The organism is Xenorhabdus miraniensis (assembly GCF_002632615.1).
The window spans coordinates 16,638-40,610 of the sequence record NZ_NITZ01000015.1; the positions used below are offsets into that span (position 1 = coordinate 16,638).

Genomic DNA, 23,973 nt, shown 5'->3' on the forward strand with positions numbered 1-23,973 from the left:
ATTTATTTCCATAAATTAATGCAGATAAACAGGTAAATTTATGCAAAAAGCTATTCTTATTACAGGGTGTTCCAGTGGGATCGGGTTAGCTGCGGCCAAAACACTCCATCAACGTGGTTACCGTGTGCTTGCCGCTTGCCGCAAGCCTGATGATTTGGCCCATATGCGTGAGTTAGGATTCGAACCAATTGAACTGGATTTAGACGATAAAGAAAGTGTCGACCGGGCAGCCAAAACAGTAATCGAATTAACCAATGGCCGTTTGTTTGGGCTATTCAATAATGGCGGATTCGGCGTTTATGGCCCATTAGAAAGCATTTCCCGTGAACAGATGGAAAAACAATTTTCCACAAATTTTTTTGGTACTCATCAACTTACCTGCTTATTACTGCCAGCCATACGTGCTTATGGCGCAGGACGGATTGTCCAAACCAGTTCTGTTATGGGGCTACTTTCAACGCCTGGACGTGGGGCCTATGCTGCCAGTAAATATGCCCTCGAAGCATGGTCAGATGCCTTGCGGGGAGAACTGGCAAAAACAGGCATTAAAGTCAGCCTGATAGAGCCGGGCCCAATCAATACACGTTTTACGGAGAATGTAAATCAAATGCAGCAGGATAATCCTGTCGAAAATCCAAGCCTTGCCAGCCGTTTTACACTGATGCCTGAAAATGTTGTGTCGAAACTGATTCACGCCCTGGAAAGTCCCAACCCTAAGTTACGTTATTCTGTTACATTATTAACTCACGCCGTAAAAGTGTCGCGTCGTATACTCCCGGAAAAATGGCTCGATAAAATTGTACGGTGGCAAAGCTAAGATTAATAAAAGCGAATAGACATTGAAAAACGTACAAACGGGTCTTATTTATTCATGTAATCGCCTAGCAAAGAATCAGAGAGAAACGCCCATGGAACCCACAGTGAATACAAACAATAGTACTGCCTATATCATTAATATTGATGAATTAAATATTGCTCAAATTGTTCAGCACTCACTCACCCAACTCGTCGTATTCTACTTTTGGTCTCCGCAAAATCTGCATTGCCATGAATTAGAAGCGACCCTTGATAAAATCGCACACGAATATGCCGGGCAATTTATTCTGGCTAAAGTCAATTGTGACCAACTTCCTCATTTCGCTGCACAATTTGGGGTACGTGGTTTACCTACGGTACTGTTTGTGCAAGAAGCACGGCCTGTTCAAGGCTTTGAAGGCATTCAAACAGATGAATCTATCAGAAAAATTTTTTCCCAGCTTCTGATCCAAGAGGAAAAATCACCGTTAGAGCAAGTGGATGATCTTCTTGCCGAAGGCAAAAATCAGGAAGCATTGTCTTTACTGAAAGAAATTCACAAAGAAACGCCTCAAGATACTGAGATTACTTTATTGTTAGCCCAAGTGTATCTTTTGCTCAATCACCTTGAAGATGCCCAAAAATTGCTGGATACCGTTCCATTAGAAGAGCAAGACGAACGCTATCATACGTTACTTGAACACATTAAGTCCCAGAAAGAGGCCGCAGATTCACCTGAGATTCGACAACTACAGCAAGAGTTGGCGACTCAACCAGAAAATGCAGAACTCGCCATTCAACTTGCCTCAAAATTACACGAAGTCGGTCGTGATGAAGAAGCGCTTGAATTGCTGTTCAGCTTTTTGAAAAAAGATCTTGCGGCTGCCGATGGTGCAGTGAAAAAGACAATGATGGATATTATTTCTGCACTGGGCACCGGGGATGTACTGGCATCTAAATATCGTCGTCATGTATACTCCTTACTCTATTAAGTAAATAAAACTTATATATTCCATAATTAACAAATAAGGGAATTTTTATGGATTTACTCTCTCTTGGTGCGGTACCAATCCTCATCATTATTGCTGTCGTTATCGTCTTTACCTGTGTGAAGACTGTTCCACAAGGCTATCAATGGACGGTTGAACGCTTTGGGCGTTATACCCGTACATTGACGCCCGGCCTGCATATCATCATGCCGTTTGTTGATCGCATTGGCCGTAGAATCAATATGATGGAACAAGTTCTGGATATTCCATCACAAGAAGTCATTTCTCGCGATAATGCGAACGTGACCATTGATGCAGTCTGCTTTATTCAAGTGGTCGACCCGGTACGGGCGGCTTATGAAGTCAGTAATCTGGAGTTGTCCATCATTAACCTGACGATGACCAACTTCCGTACCGTGCTGGGTTCAATGGAACTGGACGAAATGCTGTCTCAGCGTGATTCTATCAACAGCCGTCTGCTGACAATCGTTGATGAAGCCACCAACCCTTGGGGAGTCAAGATCACCCGTATTGAGATCCGCGATGTGCGTCCACCTAAGGAACTGATCTCTGCGATGAATGCTCAGATGAAAGCTGAGCGTACCAAACGTGCGGATATTCTTGAGGCGGAAGGTATTCGTCAGGCGGCCATTCTGAAAGCGGAAGGGGAAAAGCAATCACAAATCCTGAAAGCAGAGGGTGAACGTCAATCTGCCTTTCTTCAAGCGGAAGCCCGTGAACGTGCCGCAGAAGCAGAAGCACGTGCAACTAAAATGGTTTCTGACGCCATTGCCGATGGTGATATGCAGGCAATTAACTACTTCGTCGCCCAAAAATATACTGATGCCCTCACTAACATTGGTGCAGCAAATAACAGCAAAGTTATTATGATGCCGCTTGAGGCCAGCAATTTGATGGGAGCCATCGGTGGTATTGCTGAATTAATTGGCGAAAGCAAAAAGAGCAAACAGGATAAATAACCATGATTGAACAGATCGCCACTCAGCCAGCTTGGTTCTGGCTCTGTTTTGGTGGACTGCTTCTGATTGCGGAATTGCTGGGAGCAGGGGGATATCTATTGTGGACAGGAACCGCAGCCGTCGTTGTTGCCCTGATCACATGGATTTTCCCTGGTATGGGCTGGGAACTGCAAGGCATTTTGTTTGCTGTTCTGACCTTGCTTTCTGTTATTGCATGGCGTAGCTGGCTACGTCACCGACCACGCCAAGCGAGTGATAAAGTTCTTAATCAGAAAAATCACCAATTGATTGGCCTGCGTACCCATTTAATCACGGATACCGAAAACGGTTTTGGGCGAGTCAAACTGGCTGATGGCAGTTGGCGCGTTCATTGTGACCGGGAGCTTCCGGCCAATACCGAAGTTGAAGTCATCGCCGTTGACGGAATCACATTAAAGGTGAGACCGATTCCCCATTAACCGTGATGGAAACAGCAGCCAGATAAATGCTCAATGATGGGGCAATCCGCTCCATCATCTCCCGGGCATTCAGCCGCCAATACCAGCAACTTTTTCTTTATCTTTTGCAATTCCGCGATCGTCTTTTCTATCTCAGCCACTTTTTGTAGAGTTGCTGTTTTTACATCTGCACTGTGACGACTGGGGTTACGAAATAACCGCAACAATTCGCGACACTCCTCCAGCGTAAATCCAACTTCTTTCGCCTGACGCAGGAGTACCAACTCATCAATGTGCTTTTGCTGATAATAACGATAGCCATTATCTCCCCGCTCCGGCGCAGTAATCAGCTCTTTTTCTTCATAAAACCGGATAGCTTTGCTGGTCAAACCGGTCTTCTGGGCAATTTCACTGATATTCATCATTCCCCCTTGACCTTCCCCTTGCAGGAAGGTTTAGCCTTAATGATAAGTATATCACTCTGTACCAGGAGATATTGTTATGTCCACAACAACCATTCTTGCACTTCAAGGCTTAACTTGCATACATTGTGTCGGTACGGTCAAAAAAGCGCTGGAAAAAATAGCCGGTGTTGAACAGGCCGATGTGAGTTTAAATTATGCCAAAGTTATCGGTGATGTCTCATCTGATGTATTAATTGCAGCAATTATCGCCGAAGGTTATGCCGCTTCTGTTGCTACGCAACCTGATATTGAATTGCGGCTGTCAGGTTTAAGCTGCATGAGATGTGCAGGTAAGACACAAAAAGCATTAGAAGCTGTCGAAGGTGTCATCGCGACGGAAGTCGATACTCAAACTGCAAAGATCTACGGTAAAGCAGAGGGCAGCGTTTTAATTAATGCCGTCAAACAAGCCGGATACCAAGCCGAATTAGCCACGGCAGTAGCCTTCCCAAAAACTGAGCCGCTGGCAACATCTGTCCCACAAACTCCGGAGTCTTTGGCAGCGGCAACATTTTCCTCCTCAATAAAAGCGTCTCCGGTAAAAGCGTCTCCAATAAAAACAAGTGCAATTGAAACAGCACCAATTGAGCACAATAACATCAACGTTATTGATGATGACAGTGTTCAGCTATTACTGGATGGTATGAGTTGTGCCAGTTGTGTTAGCAAGGTACAAAAAGCACTGCAATCCGTTGATGGTGTAGAGCACGCCAGAGTCAATCTTGCGGAAAGAAGTGCGTTGGTCACAGGCAATGCCTCACCAAATGCCTTGGTTGAAGCGGTCATCAAAGCCGGTTATGGCGCAGAAATCATTCAGGATGAAACGGAACGCCGTGAACGCCAGCAACAAGTAGCGCAAGCCAATATGCACCGTTTTCGCTGGCAATCAGCCTTTGCTTTAATCGTTGGGGTGCCTGTCATGATCTGGGGCATGATGGGTGATAATATGATGCTCACCCCGTCAAACCACGCTATTTGGCTGACTATTGGGCTATTGACACTTGCTGTCATGGTCTTTGCTGGCGGGCACTTTTATCGCAACGCATGGCAAAGCCTGAAAAATGGCAGCGCAACTATGGATACATTGGTAGCCCTCGGTACTGGCGCAGCATGGCTCTATTCGATAAGCGTCAATTTGTGGCCTGAAATCTTCCCTCCACAAGCTCGTCATCTTTATTATGAAGCCAGCGCCATGATCATCGGTTTAATCAACCTTGGTCATGCCTTGGAACAACGGGCCCGTCAACGTTCTTCCAAAGCGCTTGAACGATTATTAGATTTAACGCCTCCAACAGCACGTGTGGTCACTACGGAAGGCGAAAAAACACTGCCACTCGCTGATGTTAAGCCCAATATGACATTACGTCTGGTAACAGGAGACCGTATTCCTGTAGATGGCGAAATCATCCAGGGTACGGTTTGGCTGGATGAAGCCATGTTGACCGGAGAACCCATTCCTCAACAAAAATCCATCGGGGATGCTGTACATGCAGGTACCGTTGTTCAGGATGGAACCGTATTGTTTAAAGCCAATGCGGTCGGCAGCCAAACCACGCTGTCACGCATTATTAAATTAGTGCGTCAGGCACAAAGCAGTAAACCAGAAATCGGCCAACTGGCAGATAAAATATCATCAATATTTGTGCCTGTTGTTGTTGCCATCGCCCTGATTGCAGGCGCTATCTGGTACTTTATCGGCCCAGCACCACAAATCATGTACGCATTGGTCATCGTGACTACAGTGCTGATTATCGCCTGCCCCTGCGCACTTGGGCTGGCAACACCCATGTCCATCATCTCTGGGGTAGGACGGGCAGCAGAGTTAGGTGTACTGGTGCGTGATGCTGATGCCCTGCAACAAGCCAGTCAATTGGATACGATTGTCTTCGATAAAACCGGCACCTTAACCGAAGGTATGCCACAAGTGACAGAGATTCATACCCTTAACGGCTTTACCGAAGAACAAGTATTGGTATGGGCTGGTGCCTTGGAAAACGGTTCAAATCATCCTCTGGCAAAAGCTATTTTAGATAAAGTTGAGGGACAAAAGTTACCTGAAATACAACAGTTCCGCACATTAACGGGACTCGGAATACGCGGAGAGATTGGTGACACCACTCTGTTATTGGGTAATCAAAAGTTGCTTGAGCAAAATCAGGTTGAAACAGCAGAATTAAAACCATTCATTGCCACACAGGCAGGAAAAGGCATCACTCCCGTTATCCTGGCTGTTAATGGGAAAGTCGCAGCCCTATTTTCCATCCGGGATCCCCTGCGTCAAGATACTATTTCTGCCCTGCAACGTTTACACCATCAAGGCTATCGTTTGGTTATGTTGACAGGAGATAACCCAGTGACAGCCAATGCCATTGCTAAAGAGGCCGGGATTGATCAGGTGATTGCCGGTGTCCTGCCTGAGGGCAAAGCAGCAGCCATTCAAGCGCTCCAGGCAGAAGGTAAAAAAGTAGCCATGATCGGTGATGGCATTAATGATGCCCCCGCATTGGCACAGGCAGATGTCGGCATCGCCATGGGAGGAGGCAGTGATATTGCCATTGAAACGGCATCGATTACTCTTATGCGCCATAGCCTGCACGGTGTTGCTGATGCGGTTGAATTATCCAGAGGAACATTGCGCAATATGAAACAGAACCTGTTTGGGGCCTTTGTCTACAATACATTAGGCATCCCAATTGCAGCAGGTATTTTATATCCTTTCACAGGCACATTACTGAATCCTGTTGTTGCAGGTGCAGCCATGGCACTATCTTCAATTACTGTCGTGAGTAATGCCAATCGATTATTGCGCTTCAAGACAAAATCCTAAAATAACATTTAGAGCGTTTTCTCTAACCGATGAAAAGCTAAACATATTTAGTTTGGCTTTTCATCCCGCACTTTTCCCCCTTTCCTGTTAACTCTTAACGAGTTAGCATACCTTCAATGCCAACCAGCGGAGTATGCAACGTGGGAAAATTAATGAAATATTTCAACAAAATATTAGGACTAAATTCTCAACGGCATTACCCCTATCCTGCTTTTGACATTAATCTTAATCAAAACATACAATTACATGTTATTGGCAGTATTCATATGGGAGCAGAGAATATGTTCCCACTTTCGGAAGTACTGCTCGATCAACTAGAGCAATCTGATGCTCTGATTGTCGAAGCTGATATCACACAGGTTGACTCTCCTTTCAAAGAACAGTTTCCTGAGCAAGTTGCTCTGTCACAACGTTTATCTTCCGAACACTTTGACCGCTTACAGCACTACTGCCGGGAGATCCAGCATCCTGTTGCCCTTCTTGATTCATTACCGTCATGGCAAGTCGCATTGGTATTACAGGCCGCCCAAGCCCAATATTTAGGATTACGCCCTCAATATGGCATTGATTACCAATTACTGAACAGTGCAAAAGCTATCAATAAACCTATTATCGAGTTGGAAGGAACGGAAACGCAGGTTAATCTACTCACCAGCCTGCCAAATGGCGGCCTTTCTCTGTTGGAAGATACCATTATCCATTGGCATACCAATGCCCGTGCCTTGCAGACTATGATTAGCTGGTGGATGAATTATAAACCTGAGCAACAGGATCAGATACTGCCGATGACATTCTGTGAAGAGATTTACCAAAGTTTAATGATTGAACGCAACCATCAATGGAGTGAGCAATTACATCGCTTATCAGAAGGAAAATATCTGGTTGCTGTAGGAGCCTTACATCTTCACGGCGAGAATAACTTACAGCAAATGCTGTTAAAACCGCTGAAATAACAATACGTTCATCTATCCCACTTTTGTAGATAAATAACGATAGGTAAATAAATTACAGGAAAAAACATGACTCCCGCTATTGTTTTGCTGGAAAAGCAAAAAATTAATTTCAAACTTCATCCTTATGCACATGATGCCAATGAACATAATTTCGGTGATGAAGTGGTTAAAAAACTCGGCTTAGATGCCAATCAGGTTTTTAAGACACTACTGGTTTCATTGAATGGCGATGCCAAAAACCTTGCTGTCGCCGTTACGCCTGTTTCCGGGCAGCTCGATCTGAAAAAAATCGCCAAAGTTTTTAAAGCTAAGAAAGCAGATATGGCCGACCCTCTGCTGGCACAAAAAGTTACAGGTTACCTCGTTGGCGGCATTAGCCCACTGGGGCAGAAAAAGCGCCTACCGACTGTGATTGACATTCAAGCACAAACTTTACCAACTCTGTTTATTTCTGGTGGCAAGCGTGGATTAGATATTGAATTATCACCCACTGACTTATGCCAACTACTTAATTGTTCATTTGCTGATATCGCTAAACGTTGAAAATAAGTTTCAATTTTTATTGAAATTTTTCGAGCTGGCTCTGTTTTCTTTAAAACAGAGTCTTGTGCTATATGGCAATACCGATATACTTTCCTTACAGAGAAAAAACATTAATTACTATTTCAAGTAACTTAGTTAATCTAAATAGAAGAGGAATAAAATGGCTACCTCATCATTTTTCCGCCAAATTGTTATTACTGATCCCAAAGCAATTAAAATGCTAAGGAGAGCTAATAGAAAGCCAAGAAAAAAGCATTTTGAAGAAATAGATTTTGAGGCGCAACAAAAAGAGGCGATAGAAATATTAAAGAAAAAATTCTCACTATAGGAAAAATAGTATCAGTTTTTGGTGATGACAGAACAAAAGAGTATTTACTCTCTTTTTCCTGCCCATCAAACCGTGATGTAGAATCGTTTTTACATTTAAAAGCAATTAGATTTGAACAAGCAGATGCCACAAGAACCTACTTAATTTTAGATGCAGAAGGGTTTATCCTTGCTTATTTTTCATTAACATTCAAGGAGATATCAACAAAAAACCTTGCTATTTCAAAGACGAAGATGAAAAAACTAAATGGAATCAGTAAAAATGCAACGTCATTAAAGGTTTACTTAATTGGCCAAATAGCCAAAAACCACTCATTAAGCAAAAACCCAATAACACTTAAGGATATTTTATTTCACATTAATATCACCATTGAAAAAGCACAAGAATTAATAGGAGGAAGAGTGACTATCCTAGAGTGCCAGAATAAATCTAAGCTTATTACTTTATATGAGAAAAATGGGCTCGAAAAATTAACGACAAAAAGAGATAACAATTCATTAATTACCATGCTATTTAGTAATTAGATTATTATTCAGTTTCAACCATCCCTATTTTAGATTATGCGTAGCTGTCCTTACTGATAGTAAGTCAAAGACCATCTGTTTTTCAGATGGTCTTTTTATACGACTAATTAACTATAATCAATTAATCAGTTATTATTTTTTATACGAAACTTCACTTTTCGGATCATAATCAGAGGCCTTCAATGGGGAGTGTTTTTCAATATAACCTTTTAACACTTCAGCATCGACAAAACCTGTATCAACGTAACCCGGTAAATTATCAATGCGTGGATAACCGTCACCTCCAATCGCGTTGAAATTCAAGGTCGCCATCCGATAAGTTTTATTTGGATCTAATGGCTTACCACCAATTTTTACATCACTGATATTCTTACCATCAATCACGAAGCTCACATTATAGAATTGTCCATAAGCACCGGAATCCTTTTCCATATTCGCAACGGCTGTCAAATATGACAAAACCTCGCTGCCTTTAAAATCCACATAAACCAGTTGATTAGCAAATGGATGAACTTTCAGAACGTCTTTATAAGTGATATCCCCTGATTCAATAGAATCACGAATACCACCACCACTCATCACTGCAAAATCAGCGTTTGTCCGTTCCATTTGAGCGGCCAGCACAAGATGCGCCATATTAGTTTGCACGAAACGAACTTTACTACGATCACCTTCTAGTTTGTCATCTACCGAACCAATTTTGACATTAAGTACCTGGCCACCTTTGCTTTGATAAGGTGTCAACAGGTTAAGCATCTCAGGATTTTGCTGAATTTCATGTGCATAGTAAACACGCTCTGTACTGCCATCTTCTTTTGTCACTTTTTTCTTTAAGTTGATGGGAATCAATTGATAATGAACTAACTTAAGTTCACCATTACGGAATTGGAAGTCAGCACGACCAACGTATTTTCCCCATTCATGGGCTTGAACAATCCATGTGCCGTTTTGACGATCTGGCGAGCACGGCGTTCCCGGCACATAATTCACTTGCTTATAGTTTTTCTTCTCTGAAGACATACAGACCGGATCTTGTGAGTGACCACCCACTATCATATCTAAATAGCCCGTCGGTAAACTACGTGCCATTTCAACATCTCCCGGAGCATTAGTGCCATGGTGACCATCGTCATAATGCCCCATATGGGTTGCAGCAATGATAACATCCGGTTTTTCGTTCTTTTTCAGCTCTTCAATAACTTTTTTGGCTTCTGCTGCGGGAACACGGAATTCAACATCCGGAAAATTCGCAGGGTTACCTACTTTCGCCGTATCATCCGTTGTCAGGCCAAGAACGGCAATTTTCACGCCTTGTTTATCAAACATGACATATGGCTTAAATAAACGTTTACCTGTGCTGGTTTGGTAAATATTGGCAGATAAGAATGGAAAATTCGCCCACTTTTGTTGTTGGTGCAATACATTTAAAGGCTTATCGAACTCATGATTCCCCAATGCCATTGCGTCATAACCGACCAGATTCATCCCCTTAAAATCTGGTTCAGCATCCTGCATATCTGATTCCGGTACACCTGTGTTAATGTCACCACCAGACAACAGCAATACGCTGCCTCCCTGCTTAGCAACTTCCTGACGGATGGAATCTACTACTGTTTTTTGTGCAGCCAAACCATACTCACCATGATCGTTATGCCAGAAGTGACCATGATGATCGTTAGTATGCAGAATAGTAATATCGTAAGTTTTATCTTGCTCCCAAGCAGTGGCGATTAGCGGCGTCAACGACAAGGAAACGGCAAGAGCACATACTGACGCTTTAAACGAAAATTTCATGGGTATCTCCATGTTCTTTAAGTGTTATTAGTTATGCGATTGTGGTTAATGATATGAATTTTATACATTATCCCAAAATGGGATACAAATGATGGCATGCGACGCTATACCGCATTTTTCTGATCAGGATTACATACTTGTATCATTAAATAATGTCTTCTTTCACTTTTTTGAGATAGCCATCAAATTATATCAATATAAATAAAATTTTTGTTAGCAGACTAAGAGGTACTATGGTGTAAACACCAAACAAAATTCACATTAATCACCTGACATCCCCCTACGGGCTAGATAAATAAGCGAATAATCATGAGTGAACAAAGCAACACAAAACCTTTGCCAGCCTCGTCAACAAAAACACGCAAGACGGTTTTCTCAGTACTCGGAGCGATCAGCTTATCTCATCTACTGAATGATATGATTCAATCGCTGATTCTGGCAATTTATCCACTGCTGCAATCTGAATTTACGCTGAGTTTCATTCAGGTTGGGTTGATAACCTTGACCTATCAGATAACAGCATCCCTATTGCAACCGCTCATCGGACTCTATACAGATAAACATCCGCAACCTTATTCACTGCCTGTCGGTATGGGATTTACCCTATCAGGGCTGCTCTTACTGGCTTATGCAGAAAATTTCCCTGTTATATTAGCGGCTGCCGCTCTCGTTGGTACTGGCTCATCAGTTTTTCATCCAGAGTCTTCACGAGTCGCAAGAATGGCATCCGGCGGACGCCATGGGCTGGCTCAATCCTTATTTCAAGTAGGGGGAAATCTGGGAAGCTCTCTTGGCCCTCTGCTAGCAGCTATTTTCATTGCACCTTACGGCAAAGGAAATGTCGGTTGGTTCTCATTGGCAGCACTGCTTGCAATCGTGATCCTATTGCAAGTTAGTCAATGGTATAAAATGCAGCACAGAACCGTCCCTCCCCAATCCTTACGCAATGTCTCTCTGCCAACTTTATCCAGAAAAACCGTTATACGTTCTTTTGCCATTCTTCTCATACTGATTTTCTCAAAATATTTTTATCTCACCAGTATCAGCAGCTATTACACCTTTTACCTGATCCAAAAATTTGGTGTATCAATACAAAACGCCCAAATCCATCTGTTTGTTTTTTTATTTTCTGTTGCAGCAGGCACCATGATTGGCGGCCCCATCGGAGATAAAATAGGCCGAAAATATGTTATATGGGGTTCCATTCTCGGTGTTGCACCTTTTACCCTGATATTACCTTATGCTTCCTTATTCTGGACAGGCATACTGACGATCATAATTGGCATAATCTTGGCATCTGCATTTTCTGCTATTTTGGTTTATGCTCAAGAGCTCATTCCCGGCAAAACAGGCATGATAGCAGGTTTATTTTTTGGCTTGGCATTTGGTATGGGGGGAATTGGAGCAGCAATTCTTGGCTATGTTGCAGATAAAACCAATATAGAATTGGTTTACAAAATTTGTGCTTTCTTACCACTTCTTGGTATATTCACACTGTTTCTACCAAATATAGAAAAGAAAGTATAAAAAAACAGGAAAATCAATAGCTAGAGATAATGGTTATTACATTATCTCTCTTTGTAAACAAGCGTAAATAATGACAAAGTCCACATAAATTTACATTAAAATAGGATTTATGCAGATTACCCTTATTTTCACCACTCAGTATATTTTTTAGCAAGTTTATCTCTAAGTACTTATAAAATATATTTATTACCTTACCCAACCACACAATTTAATATTCTCTACCCCAGAAGGAGCCTTGATGGAGCATTCGACACCTCTTATCACGACCATTGTTGGTGGTTTTGTTCTCGCCTATCTGCTTGGCATGCTTGCACAGCGCCTAAAAATCTCACCTCTGGTAGGGTATCTTATAGCAGGTGTATTCGCAGGGCCTTTTACACCCGGCTTTGTTGCCGATACTTCTCTGGCTCCAGAACTTTCAGAAATTGGCGTGATCTTACTGATGTTTGGTGTCGGTCTGCATTTTTCACTCAAGGATTTGTTAGCCGTTAAATCAATTGCCATTCCTGGGGCTATTGCCCAGATTGCTGTTGCTACCTTATTGGGAGCAGGATTATCAGCATTACTCGGGTGGAATCTATCCAGCGGTATTGTCTTTGGCCTCTGTTTGTCCACCGCCAGCACAGTAGTATTACTCCGGGCACTAGAAGAACGACAGCTCATTGATAGCCAAAGGGGACAAATTGCCATTGGTTGGTTGATTGTAGAAGATCTGGCGATGGTGCTGGCGCTGGTATTACTCCCCGCAATAGCCGGCCTTCTGAGTAATCAGGATGCCAATATTGGTCAGCTTCTGCTTAAGCTAGCCATTACAATTGGTAAGGTTGTTGCCTTTATTTTATTAATGATCTTTGTTGGAAGAAGAGTGATACCTTGGCTACTGGCGAAAACGGCCAGTACAGGTTCCCGTGAATTATTTACACTGGCGGTGCTTGCGATTGCACTGGGTGTTGCTTATGGTGCCGTAACACTATTTGATGCTTCATTTGCTCTCGGAGCATTCTTTGCCGGCATGGTACTGAATGAGTCAGAATTGAGCCATCGGGCAGCACAAGATACTCTGCCGCTAAGGGATGCGTTCGCGGTTCTTTTCTTTGTCTCCGTTGGTATGCTGTTTGATCCAATGGTTCTGCTCCAGCAGCCTCTCGCTATTTTAGGCACACTTGCCATTATTATCATTGGCAAGTCATTGGCAGCTATGTTGTTAGTCAGAATGTTTGGTCATACACGACGTACAGCCCTGACTATTTCTGCCAGCCTCGCCCAAATTGGTGAGTTCGCCTTTATTCTGGCAGGTCTTGGTGTCATACATGGATTTTTAGATGGGGAAGCGCGTAATCTTGTACTGGCTGGTGCCATCATTTCCATCATGCTGAATCCTGTTCTGTTCAGTCTGCTGGATCGCTATTTGGAAAAAACAGAGACGATTGAAGAACAATTACTCGAAGAAACGCTGGAAGAAGAAACCCAGATCTCCGTTGATATCTGCGGACACGCCATTATAGTGGGCTATGGTCGGGTTGGGCGTCTACTCTGCCAGCGTTTACAAGAAAAAAACTTTCCTGTGGTGGTTATTGAAGATACACGCGCTCGGTTTGAAGAATTGGGAGAAATGGGTATTAGTGCCGTGATGGGTAATGCAGCCAATAAAGATATTATGGCTCTGGCAAGGCTCGATTGCGCCTGTGCGTTATTCCTGACAATCCCTAATGGCTACGAAGCCGGTGAAATTGTTGCGAATGCCAGAGAAATTAGGCCAGATATTAGTATCATCGTGCGCGCCCATTATGATGATGAAGTTGCCTATATTACGGAGCGTGGTACTAACCAGATCATTATTGGTGAGCATGAAATAGCAAGGGCAATGGCTGATGTACTTCCTGAATATGAAGAAGGTTGTCCGATAGAGCCACCATCATCCCTTTCACCAGCAGCCCCACCATCAACAACATAATTTGCTGTTCAAGGAATATCCCCCTGATTAAGGGGATATTCCCAGTTTCCAGTATTAACGTTCCCAGTAAGATTCTTCCAAACTATCTTCTTTTTCCGGCAATCCTCGTGTCAGGCGTGGAGCATGCTGGCTCAATACCTGATAACTTACCCTATTTGCGTACTTACACACTTGAGCTAAAGAAGAGTACGTTAAATAAGAACGCATATGTTTGCTAGAATTAGGCACGTTCATGCGATGATAGCTGTTGGCAGTAATATCATGCAGCAATGCGGATAATGCGCCGTCGCCTGCTCCATTGGTATTCATTATTTTTTCAGGGCCGCCCATATAAGGTTCAATATGGGAATAGACTCGCATTGGATTCTGACAATCTACTTTGCGCATCGCGCGGCTGAATTCATAACGGTTAAATTCCGCAATTGCACCAGGTAATAAAGGATGGGATGTTTGGCGCTTGTACTCTTCTTCGGTATAACCCGCCATATATAACCCAGCAGGCCCTGCCGTGCACAACACCAAATCGACCCAATCAAGCGCCTTATCTGCCGCCAGTAAAGGATCACTGAAGCCTGTCAGCTCATGAGCTTCATCTTCATTCATTGCTACCACTGAAACATTTTCAGCCAGGAAATCACGCCACCATTGAGGATCATCAGCAATGACGTATTTTGTTCCTAATGTCAGCACAACCGGTACATTATGTTTTTTTGCATATTCAATGGCTTTCATCGTTGCTTCCGGCATGGGTTCACCCGGTTTGCAACGTACCAGATACGCGGTAATCACTAATGCTGATGCTTCCGCAATAATATGTTCTGGAATGCTTTCTGGACGAAGCTGGTTCATCAAACCCGGGCTGATAGCAAAGGTTCTTTCACCATTTTCTGTCACTAAAGTAAAGCAACGACCAATTGGGCCATCAACGCCCTGTAAGTGGTTCAAATTCATGCGACTGGATGTATTACAAAGATAACAATACGCATAACTTCCTATCTGGATGTTATTGCACATAGTACCAAGCAGTACAGATTTGTCGTCGGCTAAAACGGAATAATTATGCAGGGTGTTGCCAATAGTGCCACCGGCAAATTCATGGCTGATCAGATTATTATCTGTCAGTTCCCTATAGAGAGCCTCGGCAACATGATCTTCAATAACTAACGAATGCCCCTGGCTCAAGTTGTAACGTTGGATAAAACTCTCATCAACCTTAGCTTCAATATCCACCAGTGTTTGGTCAATGCCGACGATATAGGCTCGGTTATTTTCAGTGTCCATCATTTCTTTGATGGGCTGGAGAAGAGGATCTCTTAAGCTGACAGGAAAGTAATGTTTAGATTTACGTTTACCAGGGAATTTCATAATTAATTGCTGTTATAGAGCCAAAACATGCGGCATGTTAGCACAATATGGTGTGACACAATACTGGGACAGAACAAAAAACAACACGACAAAAAATACAGACAGCCAATGTTGCAATAACATTGGCTGCCGGATATTAGCGATATTATTTAGCTTTCAAGCAACTGCTTTATTGGCTGTGCTGCAACTTGAAATCTATTGAATAGATTATCATGTTAAGCTGCTTGTTTCTGGCGACTACGTACCATGTGACTCAGCAAAACAAACATAACAGAAAGAATAAATCCTATAAAACCCGCACCAATCAGGATCAATAAACGCTTAGGTGAGTCTTTTGATGTCGGTTCATAAGGTTCCTGCATAAATTTGAATGGTTCAAAATTAACCGTGTTGACATTTATTTTTTCCAGATTTTTGATATATAGCTGACGGTTACGCAAATCAGCATCAATTTTTGTTGGATCGGTAATTTCTTCAGTAACTTGCAGTTTACGTTGCAAAGCATCAGAGCCTAATGCAATCGAATAATCTGGGTCATCCTTGATCATTGCCCCACCATTGGATACGGGCTTTTTAACACCTGCCGAGTCAGCAATAGAAATCGCATATTTCAATCGCTCAATATTTACACTTCGCATATTGGCAATACGTTCCAAGTCGATAGCATAAAGCTTCTGCGAATATTCCAGTTTCTGATGAACCATGTCAGTGAGTTCATCTTTTATTTGATCACGAACAACTGAAGAGACAAATCTGATATAGCCCGTCAACAGATTGTAAGCATCCTTTGAGTTATCTGCACTGAAAGAGAGCGTGGACTCATTATCTTCATCATCTTTCTTAGGCAATGATGCAGAGATGCTTTTATTGACAATTTTCTCGATTAGCCTTCTTTTTTCCTGCTCAGAAATATCATCATTCCTGGCAAGCAAGGCCTTAAAGTAATCGGTATTGACCAAATACTCTTCTCGCAATACACGCGAGTTATAGTTTTCAATAAAACGCTGATATAGGGACTCTTCTGTCACTTTTGGCTCAAGGTTCAGAACGTGCAACCCTGTCAACGCATTTTTCAATGGCTGAAACTCTTCCAACCCCGGTTTAACCACCGCAGCGGTACTGGTCCATTTCTGTGGCATAAATGATGCAACACCGAAACCAACAACCGCAAAAACAAACGAAACTGCAATTATCAAATATTTTGATTGGAAGAGTACGGAAAATAGCTCAAACAAATCGATTTCATCTTCCTGCGCAGGATGGTAATAATTTGAATGTTCTTCATAAAAATCGGGGTGTTTAATAGGTTTGTCACTCATTATCTCTATATCCAATCCAAATAGTTTTGCTTTTCTTGATGATACGCGAGCTTCTCTCTTGCTCACAGTACTCATTGATTAAAAACAGTATTCTTAAAAATTATACAACCAACAATGCTTGCCACTCACCCTGTGAGTTATTCCCCTATAACAAGCAATTGCAACTTATTGAATGATATTATTTACTAAATTTTCGAACAACGAAATATGGCGCTCATTATCATTAAGTGCGGAGATATATTCAAACTTTTTCCCACCCGCATTCAAAAAGATAGTCTTATTCTGTTGCTTAATTTCTTCCAATGTTTCCAAACAATCGGCTGAAAATCCCGGACATATCACTTGAACATGCTCCACGCCTTGTTCTGGCAATGATGCCATTGTTTTGTCTGTATAGGGTGATAACCACGGTAAGCGACCAAAACGAGACTGATACGTCATCATGATTTTATCTGCCGGATAGTCCAATGTTTGAGCTAAGGTTTGAACTAAGAGTTGAGTCGTCACTTTGCAATCCTGCGGATAAACATCTCCCATTGTTGCCAGACGCTCGGGAATACCATGATAAGAAAGGATTAGACGATCAGGCTGACCATGTTTTGTAAAACTCTCTTCAATGGATTCCCTTAATGCTGCAATATAAGCAGGATGTGATGCGTAGCTACGGATAAAATGCAGTGTGGGGATTGTACGATATCCCTTCAATATCTTACTAATGCTATCAAATACCGCTGCTGATGTTGTGCTGGAATATTGAGGATAAAGCGGCAATATAATTAAATCATCAATATTTTGTTGCAACAAACTATCTACTGCCTGAGATAAAGAAGGTGAGCCGTAGGTCATTCCCAAAACAACGGGATTATCCGCCAATTTTTCACTCAGCAATTTCTGCTGACGGAGACCGTAAACTAACAGAGGAGAACCCTCTTCCATCCAAATTTCTTGGTAAAGTTTGGCAACACGAGAAGAACGGAAAGGAAGAATGAGCCCGTGCAGTATCGGCTTCCAAATCAGTGGGGGAATATCAACCACCCTTCTGTCACTCAGAAACTGAGCCAGATAACGCCTTATCGCTGCTGGCGTTGGTGCATCCGGCGTACCAAGATTGACCAATAAAACACCATACTTCTTGCTACTCATTCCTCAGTACCCCATTTAATTGACTGACAATCCAGTATAAAACATGAGTTATAGTCACATATAACATTTCATGGAGTGAATTTCTCATAGAGTGCGGTAGAGTGCAAAAAAGTCAGGCGGCATAAATACCGCCTGTTCCAACAATTCAAAAATACACTAAATCACTCGCCCAGAATTTTGGTCAATTCTGCGCTGACTTCAGATACCTGACGAGTACCATCAAGTTTAAAGTATTCTGTGTTACCTGCCTGCGCTTCTTTTTGGTAGTAAGAAACCAGAGGTGCAGTTTGCGCATGATATTCAACCAGACGTTTGCGGACAGTGTCTTCCTGATCATCTTTACGAATGGTCAGTTCTTCACCAGTCACGTCATCTTTGTTTTCCACTTTTGGTGGGTTGAATCTGATATGGTAAACGCGGCCCGATGGCGCGTGTACACGGCGGCCAATAATACGTTCAACAATGATTTCGTCAGGAACATCAAATTCCAGAACAGAATCAATCTTGATACCCGCTTCTTTCATGGCATCAGCCTGTGGAATGGTACGTGGGAACCCATCCAACAAGAAGCCATTACGGCAGTCATCTTGTTTGATGCGCTCTTCAACCAAGGCAATAACCAGTTCATCAGTGACCAGCTTGCCATTATCCATCAATTCTTTTGCTTTCAAACCCAACTCTGTGCCAGCTTTAACTGCGGCACGCAGCATATCACCTGTCGAAATCTGAGGGATCCCATATTTCTCCATGATAAATTGCGCCTGAGTCCCCTTACCGGCGCCTGGTGCGCCCAGCAGAATAATACGCATTGCGTAAATCCCCTTGCTATTTGCTTTTCGTATTTTTTAAAGAAAACGTACCACCATAACATTTGAATAGGGCATGGCTCAAGAAAACAGGTAAACGTTTTCGCATTATAAAAAAATAAACCACGCTCCATTTTCCGCTGAAGCGTGGTTTTTTATCATAATCTCGACGAGATTAAGCTTTTTCAGCTAATAATAATTGATTCATTCTACGAATGAATTGGTTTGGATCATCCAATGTGCCACGTTCCGCAAACAGTGCTTGATCCAGCAGCAATTCTATCCAATCAGCAAACTGCATCTCATCTTCAATATCAGCCGCTTTTTTAACCAAGTTGTGTTCTGGATTCAGCTCAAAATTATAGCTTACTTCTGGCATAGATTGACCAGCAGCAGCAAACAACTTCGCCATTTGGGTGCTCATTCCATTCGCATCGGTTGTTACGATTGCTGGTGTATCTGTCAGGCGATGAGTTAACTTCACTTCCTTCACACGCTCACCCAGCAATGTTTTAACACGTTCAACAAATGGTTCCAGTTTTTTATCTGCTTCTTCCTGCTCAGATTTGTTTTCATCCGCCAATTTGTCAAGAGACTCATCAGCTTTGCTAACAGATTGGAATGATTTACCGTCGAATTCAGTCAGATAACTCATCATCCATTCATCGATACGGTCAGACAGCAGCAGAACTTCAATACCTTTCTTGCGGAACAACTCCAGATGTGGGCTATTCTTCGCCGCAGCGTAGCTATCCGCAGTAATGTAATAAATTTTCTCCTGCCCTTCTGCCATGCGGCCGATGTACTCTTCCAGAGAAACGGTTTGTGCTGAACCATCATCGTGCGTTGTCGCAAAACGCAGCAATTTGGCGATAGCCTCTTTGTTTGAGCTATCTTCAGCAGGCCCTTCTTTCAGCACTAATCCAAATTGCTGCCAGAAAGTCTGATATTTTTCTGCATCGTCTTTTGCCAGTTTATCCAGCATCTGCAATACACGTTTAGTCAACGCGCTGCGTAAGTTGCGAGTGATTGTGCTGTCTTGCAGTATTTCACGAGAAACATTCAACGGCAGATCGTTGGAGTCGATCAGGCCACAAACAAAACGCAGATAGTTTGGCATGAACTGATCAGCTTCATCCATGATGAATACACGCTGTACATACAGTTTCAGGCCATGTTTATGTTCACGGTTCCACATATCCCATGGTGCCTGGGAAGGAATATATAACAGGCTGGTATATTCCTGCTTACCTTCAACGCGGTTATGGCTCCAGATCAGAGAATCGGTAAAATCATGGGAAATGTGTTTATAAAACTCTTGGTATTCCTCGTCACTGATTTCTGCTTTACCGCGGGTCCACAAAGCTTGAGCTTTGTTGATTTTTTCCCATGTAACGGTGACCGAATCGTCTTCTTCGTTTTTAGTTTGTGTTTCGATTTCAACCGGTAAGGCAATGTGATCAGAATATTTACCGATGATTGAACGCAGACGCCAGTCATTGAGGAATTCACTTTCCCCATCACGCAAATGCAGGGTGATTTCTGTGCCACGTCCTGCTTTTTCAATATCTGCAACGGTGTAATCACCTTCACCGGTGGACTCCCAGAACACACCTTGTTCAGCCGCCGCACCCGCTGCACGGGTACGTACAGTCACTTTATCCGCAACGATGAACGCAGAGTAGAAACCTACGCCAAATTGACCAATCAATTGGCTGTCTTTTGCCTGATCAGAACCGATGGATTCAAGAAATGCTTTAGTACCGGATTTTGCAATTGTTCCAAGATTATCAATCACTTCATCGCGGGACATACCGATACCATTATCACTGATGGTGATAGTTTTTTGCTCTTTATCAACAGCCAGACGCACACGTAATTCACCATCATTTTCATACAGTTCAGGCGCGGATAATGCACGGAAACGTAATTTGTCTGCCGCATCAGATGCGTTTGAAATCAATTCACGGAGAAAAATTTCTTTGTTGGAATAGAGAGAATGGATCATCAACTGCAACAGCTGTTTGACTTCAGACTGAAATCCACGGGTTTCCTGATCTTTCATGTTCATTTATTACCTCAATCTAAATCCAGTTCAGATATGTAAAATCGGACGATGGTAATCAAATGGGGATAGATCCGGAGGGTTTCAAGTTAGAACAACAAGAATAATGTAAAATTAGTCCAGTCAACGTGTAAATTTATTATGGATGGCGGCATGTTCCGCAACACCATCCATTTGAATTTACTACAAAAACTTAGGCAAGAAATCACACTTGAGTGATTTTTTGGCGGCCAGCCAGCGAATGGGATAGCGTTGTACCATCCACCATTTCAAGCTCACCACCAACAGGAACACCGTGGGCGATTCGGCTGGCTGTCACGCCATACTGCGAACACATTTCTGCAATATAGTTTGCTGTCGCCTCTCCTTCGACCGTTGGATTCGTTGCCAAAATAATTTCTGACAATGTTTCAGAAGGTAATCGTTCTTCTAAACGATCCAAACCAATATCCATTGGCCCGATGCCATCCAGAGGCGATAAGTGCCCCATCAGGACAAAGTAACGCCCTGCAAACTGACCTGTCTGCTCAATGGCATGAATATCAGCCGGGCTTTCTACCACACAAATCTGCCCATTCTGCTGACGGCGGGGATTGGCACAAATAGCGCATTGTTCCTGTTCAGTGAATGTCCGGCAATCCTGACAGTGACCAATTTCAGACATCGCTCGCGTCAATGCCTGCGCCAGCCGCATTCCACCACTGCGTTCCCGCTGTAATAGATGAAATGCCATCCGCTGCGCAGACTTAGGGCCTACGCCGGGTAAACAGCGTAGTGCTTCCATCAGCGATTCAAGAAGAGGGCTGGTTTGCATTAGAATGGCATCTTAAAGCCAGGCGGTAATTGCATTCCGCTGGAAACACTTGCCATTTTTTCTTTCTGGGTTTCTTCAATACGGCGAGCCGCATCATTGAAAGCAGCAGCAATCAGATCTTCCAGCATATCTTTGTCATCGTCCATCAGGCTTGGATCGATTTCAATACGGCGGCAGTTGTGTGCACCATTAATAGTCACTTTAACCAGACCCGCGCCAGATTCACCCGTCACTTCCAGACTTGCAATTTCTTCCTGCATTTTCTGCATTTTTTCTTGCATCTGCTGGGCCTGTTTCATCAAATTGCCCAAACCACCTTTACCAAACATAATTCTCTCTCTTCGCTATAGCCACAGCATAATAAGGTACACTGTGGCGGTTAAACAGGCCGGATACTTTCTTCATCCAATTCTGCATCGAATAATTGCTGAAGTGTTTGAATCGTTCTATCCGAAATAATGGATTGGCGTGCTTGTGCCAATTTTTCTTCATAAATGGCTTGTCGCCACTCCAAAGGCGTTTTTACCGCAGGATTATCATCTTCAACGATACTGAGTTCAATAGGTTTTCCATGTAACTCACTTAATGCCTCGCTCAACGATTTCTGTGCTGACGCCGAATTAAGATGGCGCTGTTTTGAACGTAAATGCAGACAGAGTCGATTTTCACCAATCTGTTCTTTAAACGCATTCAGCGCTACCTGCTGAACCAACTTAGGAATATGCAGTTTATCAATTTCCGCGGCCCATGAATCCCTCTCTTTCGATTCAATAGCCAACTTCTCTGCTAATTCTGCGGTCTTCTCATGTTCTAACGCTGCTTTTATCGCTTTTGGCGTCGTGACTGACTGCTGCTTTTCTTCAACATTAGTTGCCCGCCAACGATATGCCTCTTTCTTTACCGGTTTAGTCTCTTGCACTTTAGGGATATAAGATTGAGGCCGTTGTTCAGCAACGGCCACCAAGCGTTCCAGCGCCGAACTTGCCGGCTTTGCCCTTGCAGACTCTGCCGGCTCAGGCTTTTTTGGTGGGATCTTTCCCTGGCGAGTCAGCGAATCCCTTGCTTGCAATAATTTTGCTGTTGGGCTGTTCGTTGTGGGTGCCGTGCCTGTTAATTGAGGCGATCTCTGTTCGTCTCGTCCATTTCCCTCATTTTTGGGAGAAAACTGGGCTACAAGCGGTGCTGCTGGTGCAACTCCTGTTGGCAATACAGGGATTTCCACAGTAGATGATGGTGTTTCATCAATGATAGCCTTAGGATGGAATGCCAAAGCCCGCAATAGTGCCATTTCAACCCCCATCCGACGCTCTGGCGCATAAGGGAGCTCTTTGCGCCCCACCAGTATTGCCTGATAATAAAGCTGCAAATCAGTCGGAGAAATTGACCTTGCCAGCAGACGCAAGCGCCCTTCCGTTGAAGAGGATTCACTTTCAGGTTGCTGGGGCAATAACTGGAGCATGGCAATGTGGTGCAACTGTGCCAACATTTCGATCAGCAAATTCTCCCAATCCACACCACGAGATGCCACTTGTTCAACCAAAGCCATCACTTGTTGCCCATCAGCACGAATGAGCGATTCAATTATCGCTAACGGTTGATCATCATTCAGAGTTCCTAGCATCTGGCTGACGATATCTGATGTCAGTTTTCCACCCCCAAGAGCAATGGCCTGATCGGTTAAACTCAGGGCATCACGCAGGCTGCCATCTGCCGCTCGTGCAAGAAGCTGACGGGCGCGGGTATCACTCTCTATCTGCTCTTCATGCAGGACGTGTTCTAACTGGCGACTAATCTGGTTTACATCGAGCGCTTTCAGATGGAATTGCAAGCAGCGTGAAAGAATAGTCACAGGCAATTTCTGTGGATCTGTCGTTGCCAAAAGGAATTTCACATGTTCAGGCGGCTCTTCCAACGTCTTCAGCAGGGCATTGAAGCTATGACGGGAAAGCATGTGAACTTCGTCAATAAGGTAAACCTTGAAACGACCTCGGGCAGGGGCATACTGAACATTGTCCAGCAACTCGCGGGTATCTTCTACTTTTGTTCGGGAAGCCGCATCGATTTCAATCAGATCGACAAATCGCCCCTGTTCAATTTCAAGACAGTTAGCACACTGACCGCACGGAGTCTTTGTAATACCCGTTTCGCAATTCAGTCCTTTTGCCAACAGACGTGCGATTGTGGTTTTACCTACACCTCGAGTGCCGGAAAAAAGATAAGCGTGATGGAGGCGCTGGTGCTCAAGACCATTCGCCAGTGCAGTCAGCACATGTTGCTGACCAACTACATCAGAAAATATTTGTGGGCGCCACTTACGGGCAAGTACCTGATAGCTCATGAATACCG

Annotated in this window: 21 protein-coding genes; 11 read left to right on the forward strand and 10 right to left on the reverse strand. The window is 43.4% G+C overall.

Going from position 1 to position 23,973, the window contains the following annotated elements:
- The first annotated feature begins 40 nt into the window (after window positions 1-40).
- From Xmir_RS14215 to Xmir_RS14230, 4 genes are all read left to right on the forward strand, one after another.
- A complete protein-coding gene (locus Xmir_RS14215) occupies window positions 41-817 on the forward strand; it encodes an SDR family oxidoreductase (RefSeq protein ID WP_099114877.1) in 777 nt (258 codons plus the stop codon).
- A 91-nt stretch (window positions 818-908) separates the two neighbouring features.
- Window positions 909-1,787, forward strand: a complete 879-nt coding sequence (locus Xmir_RS14220; protein WP_099114878.1) for a co-chaperone YbbN — start codon at window positions 909-911, stop codon at window positions 1,785-1,787.
- 47 nt (window positions 1,788-1,834) lie between these two features.
- Window positions 1,835-2,764: an SPFH domain-containing protein gene (locus Xmir_RS14225; protein WP_047964242.1), complete on the forward strand. Its 930-nt coding sequence runs from the start codon at window positions 1,835-1,837 to the stop codon at window positions 2,762-2,764.
- A 2-nt stretch (window positions 2,765-2,766) separates the two neighbouring features.
- Window positions 2,767-3,222: an NfeD family protein gene (locus tag Xmir_RS14230; RefSeq protein ID WP_099114879.1), complete on the forward strand. Its 456-nt coding sequence runs from the start codon at window positions 2,767-2,769 to the stop codon at window positions 3,220-3,222.
- On the opposite strand, the gene cueR is transcribed toward Xmir_RS14230, so the two are convergent.
- Window positions 3,219-3,623: a Cu(I)-responsive transcriptional regulator gene (cueR, locus tag Xmir_RS14235; RefSeq protein ID WP_099114880.1), complete on the reverse strand. Its 405-nt coding sequence runs from the start codon at window positions 3,621-3,623 to the stop codon at window positions 3,219-3,221. The genes Xmir_RS14230 and cueR overlap by 4 nt on opposite strands.
- 79 nt (window positions 3,624-3,702) lie before the next feature.
- Between cueR and copA the strand changes: the two genes are divergently transcribed.
- The 5 genes from copA to Xmir_RS29310 all read left to right on the forward strand — a co-directional run bounded on the left by copA (window position 3,703) and on the right by Xmir_RS29310 (window position 8,840).
- Window positions 3,703-6,492, forward strand: coding sequence for a copper-exporting P-type ATPase CopA (copA, locus tag Xmir_RS14240; protein ID WP_099114881.1), 2,790 nt, complete (start codon window positions 3,703-3,705; stop codon window positions 6,490-6,492).
- A 140-nt stretch (window positions 6,493-6,632) separates the two neighbouring features.
- Complete coding sequence (locus Xmir_RS14245; protein WP_099114882.1) at window positions 6,633-7,445, forward strand: TraB/GumN family protein; 813 nt, start codon at window positions 6,633-6,635, stop codon at window positions 7,443-7,445.
- Window positions 7,446-7,511: 66 nt separating this feature from the next.
- Window positions 7,512-7,988, forward strand: coding sequence for a Cys-tRNA(Pro)/Cys-tRNA(Cys) deacylase YbaK (gene ybaK / locus Xmir_RS14250; RefSeq protein ID WP_099114883.1), 477 nt, complete (start codon window positions 7,512-7,514; stop codon window positions 7,986-7,988).
- 160 nt (window positions 7,989-8,148) lie between these two features.
- Entirely contained in the window at window positions 8,149-8,316 is a 168-nt protein-coding gene (locus Xmir_RS25665) for a hypothetical protein (protein WP_167385992.1), read from the forward strand.
- Between the two features lie 233 nt (window positions 8,317-8,549).
- Window positions 8,550-8,840: a hypothetical protein gene (locus Xmir_RS29310; RefSeq protein ID WP_244170938.1), complete on the forward strand. Its 291-nt coding sequence runs from the start codon at window positions 8,550-8,552 to the stop codon at window positions 8,838-8,840.
- A 132-nt stretch (window positions 8,841-8,972) separates the two neighbouring features.
- On the opposite strand, the gene ushA is transcribed toward Xmir_RS29310, so the two are convergent.
- Window positions 8,973-10,634, reverse strand: coding sequence for a bifunctional UDP-sugar hydrolase/5'-nucleotidase UshA (gene ushA, locus Xmir_RS14260; RefSeq protein ID WP_099114885.1), 1,662 nt, complete (start codon window positions 10,632-10,634; stop codon window positions 8,973-8,975).
- A 309-nt stretch (window positions 10,635-10,943) separates the two neighbouring features.
- Between ushA and Xmir_RS14265 the strand changes: the two genes are divergently transcribed.
- Both Xmir_RS14265 and ybaL read left to right on the forward strand, forming a co-directional pair.
- The gene (locus tag Xmir_RS14265) at window positions 10,944-12,161 is read left to right on the forward strand and encodes an MFS transporter (protein ID WP_099114886.1); all 1,218 of its coding nucleotides are present in this window, start codon (window positions 10,944-10,946) and stop codon (window positions 12,159-12,161) included.
- Window positions 12,162-12,399: 238 nt separating this feature from the next.
- Complete coding sequence (gene ybaL, locus Xmir_RS14270) at window positions 12,400-14,115, forward strand: YbaL family putative K(+) efflux transporter (RefSeq protein WP_099114887.1); 1,716 nt, start codon at window positions 12,400-12,402, stop codon at window positions 14,113-14,115.
- A gap of 54 nt (window positions 14,116-14,169) precedes the next feature.
- On the opposite strand, the gene Xmir_RS14275 is transcribed toward ybaL, so the two are convergent.
- The 8 genes from Xmir_RS14275 to dnaX all read right to left on the reverse strand — a co-directional run bounded on the left by Xmir_RS14275 (window position 14,170) and on the right by dnaX (window position 23,965).
- Window positions 14,170-15,480: an inosine/guanosine kinase gene (locus Xmir_RS14275; RefSeq protein ID WP_099114888.1), complete on the reverse strand. Its 1,311-nt coding sequence runs from the start codon at window positions 15,478-15,480 to the stop codon at window positions 14,170-14,172.
- A gap of 215 nt (window positions 15,481-15,695) precedes the next feature.
- A complete protein-coding gene (gene wzz(fepE) / locus Xmir_RS14280) occupies window positions 15,696-16,799 on the reverse strand; it encodes an LPS O-antigen length regulator Wzz(fepE) (RefSeq protein ID WP_099114889.1) in 1,104 nt (367 codons plus the stop codon).
- Between the two features lie 165 nt (window positions 16,800-16,964).
- Complete coding sequence (gene hemH, locus Xmir_RS14285; RefSeq protein ID WP_099114890.1) at window positions 16,965-17,942, reverse strand: ferrochelatase; 978 nt, start codon at window positions 17,940-17,942, stop codon at window positions 16,965-16,967.
- A gap of 161 nt (window positions 17,943-18,103) precedes the next feature.
- The gene (gene adk / locus Xmir_RS14290; RefSeq protein ID WP_099114891.1) at window positions 18,104-18,751 is read right to left on the reverse strand and encodes an adenylate kinase; all 648 of its coding nucleotides are present in this window, start codon (window positions 18,749-18,751) and stop codon (window positions 18,104-18,106) included.
- A gap of 172 nt (window positions 18,752-18,923) precedes the next feature.
- Complete coding sequence (gene htpG, locus Xmir_RS14295; protein ID WP_167385994.1) at window positions 18,924-20,813, reverse strand: molecular chaperone HtpG; 1,890 nt, start codon at window positions 20,811-20,813, stop codon at window positions 18,924-18,926.
- Between the two features lie 205 nt (window positions 20,814-21,018).
- A complete protein-coding gene (gene recR, locus Xmir_RS14300; protein ID WP_099114893.1) occupies window positions 21,019-21,627 on the reverse strand; it encodes a recombination mediator RecR in 609 nt (202 codons plus the stop codon).
- Window positions 21,627-21,956 (reverse strand): YbaB/EbfC family nucleoid-associated protein, encoded by a 330-nt coding sequence (locus Xmir_RS14305; RefSeq protein ID WP_099114894.1) that lies wholly within the window; start codon window positions 21,954-21,956, stop codon window positions 21,627-21,629. Before Xmir_RS14305 ends, recR begins: the two co-directional genes overlap by 1 nt.
- Before the next feature lie 50 nt (window positions 21,957-22,006).
- Window positions 22,007-23,965, reverse strand: a complete 1,959-nt coding sequence (dnaX, locus tag Xmir_RS14310; RefSeq protein WP_099114895.1) for a DNA polymerase III subunit gamma/tau — start codon at window positions 23,963-23,965, stop codon at window positions 22,007-22,009.
- Window positions 23,966-23,973 lie beyond the last annotated feature (8 nt).

Coding starts and splice junctions, on each gene's coding strand:
- cueR (WP_099114880.1), bottom strand. CDS start 3,623: ATGAATATCAGTGAAATTGCCCAGAAGACCGGTTTGACCAGCAAAGCT.
- Xmir_RS25665 (WP_167385992.1), top strand. CDS start 8,149: ATGGCTACCTCATCATTTTTCCGCCAAATTGTTATTACTGATCCCAAA.
- Xmir_RS14215 (WP_099114877.1), top strand. CDS start 41: ATGCAAAAAGCTATTCTTATTACAGGGTGTTCCAGTGGGATCGGGTTA.
- ybaL (WP_099114887.1), top strand. CDS start 12,400: ATGGAGCATTCGACACCTCTTATCACGACCATTGTTGGTGGTTTTGTT.
- recR (WP_099114893.1), bottom strand. CDS start 21,627: ATGCAAACCAGCCCTCTTCTTGAATCGCTGATGGAAGCACTACGCTGT.
- Xmir_RS14230 (WP_099114879.1), top strand. CDS start 2,767: ATGATTGAACAGATCGCCACTCAGCCAGCTTGGTTCTGGCTCTGTTTT.
- Xmir_RS29310 (WP_244170938.1), top strand. CDS start 8,550: ATGAAAAAACTAAATGGAATCAGTAAAAATGCAACGTCATTAAAGGTT.
- dnaX (WP_099114895.1), bottom strand. CDS start 23,965: ATGAGCTATCAGGTACTTGCCCGTAAGTGGCGCCCACAAATATTTTCT.
- adk (WP_099114891.1), bottom strand. CDS start 18,751: ATGCGTATTATTCTGCTGGGCGCACCAGGCGCCGGTAAGGGGACTCAG.
- ybaK (WP_099114883.1), top strand. CDS start 7,512: ATGACTCCCGCTATTGTTTTGCTGGAAAAGCAAAAAATTAATTTCAAA.
- ushA (WP_099114885.1), bottom strand. CDS start 10,634: ATGAAATTTTCGTTTAAAGCGTCAGTATGTGCTCTTGCCGTTTCCTTG.
- Xmir_RS14275 (WP_099114888.1), bottom strand. CDS start 15,480: ATGAAATTCCCTGGTAAACGTAAATCTAAACATTACTTTCCTGTCAGC.
- Xmir_RS14225 (WP_047964242.1), top strand. CDS start 1,835: ATGGATTTACTCTCTCTTGGTGCGGTACCAATCCTCATCATTATTGCT.
- htpG (WP_167385994.1), bottom strand. CDS start 20,813: ATGAAAGATCAGGAAACCCGTGGATTTCAGTCTGAAGTCAAACAGCTG.
- hemH (WP_099114890.1), bottom strand. CDS start 17,942: ATGAGTAGCAAGAAGTATGGTGTTTTATTGGTCAATCTTGGTACGCCG.
- Xmir_RS14265 (WP_099114886.1), top strand. CDS start 10,944: ATGAGTGAACAAAGCAACACAAAACCTTTGCCAGCCTCGTCAACAAAA.
- Xmir_RS14305 (WP_099114894.1), bottom strand. CDS start 21,956: ATGTTTGGTAAAGGTGGTTTGGGCAATTTGATGAAACAGGCCCAGCAG.
- Xmir_RS14220 (WP_099114878.1), top strand. CDS start 909: ATGGAACCCACAGTGAATACAAACAATAGTACTGCCTATATCATTAAT.
- copA (WP_099114881.1), top strand. CDS start 3,703: ATGTCCACAACAACCATTCTTGCACTTCAAGGCTTAACTTGCATACAT.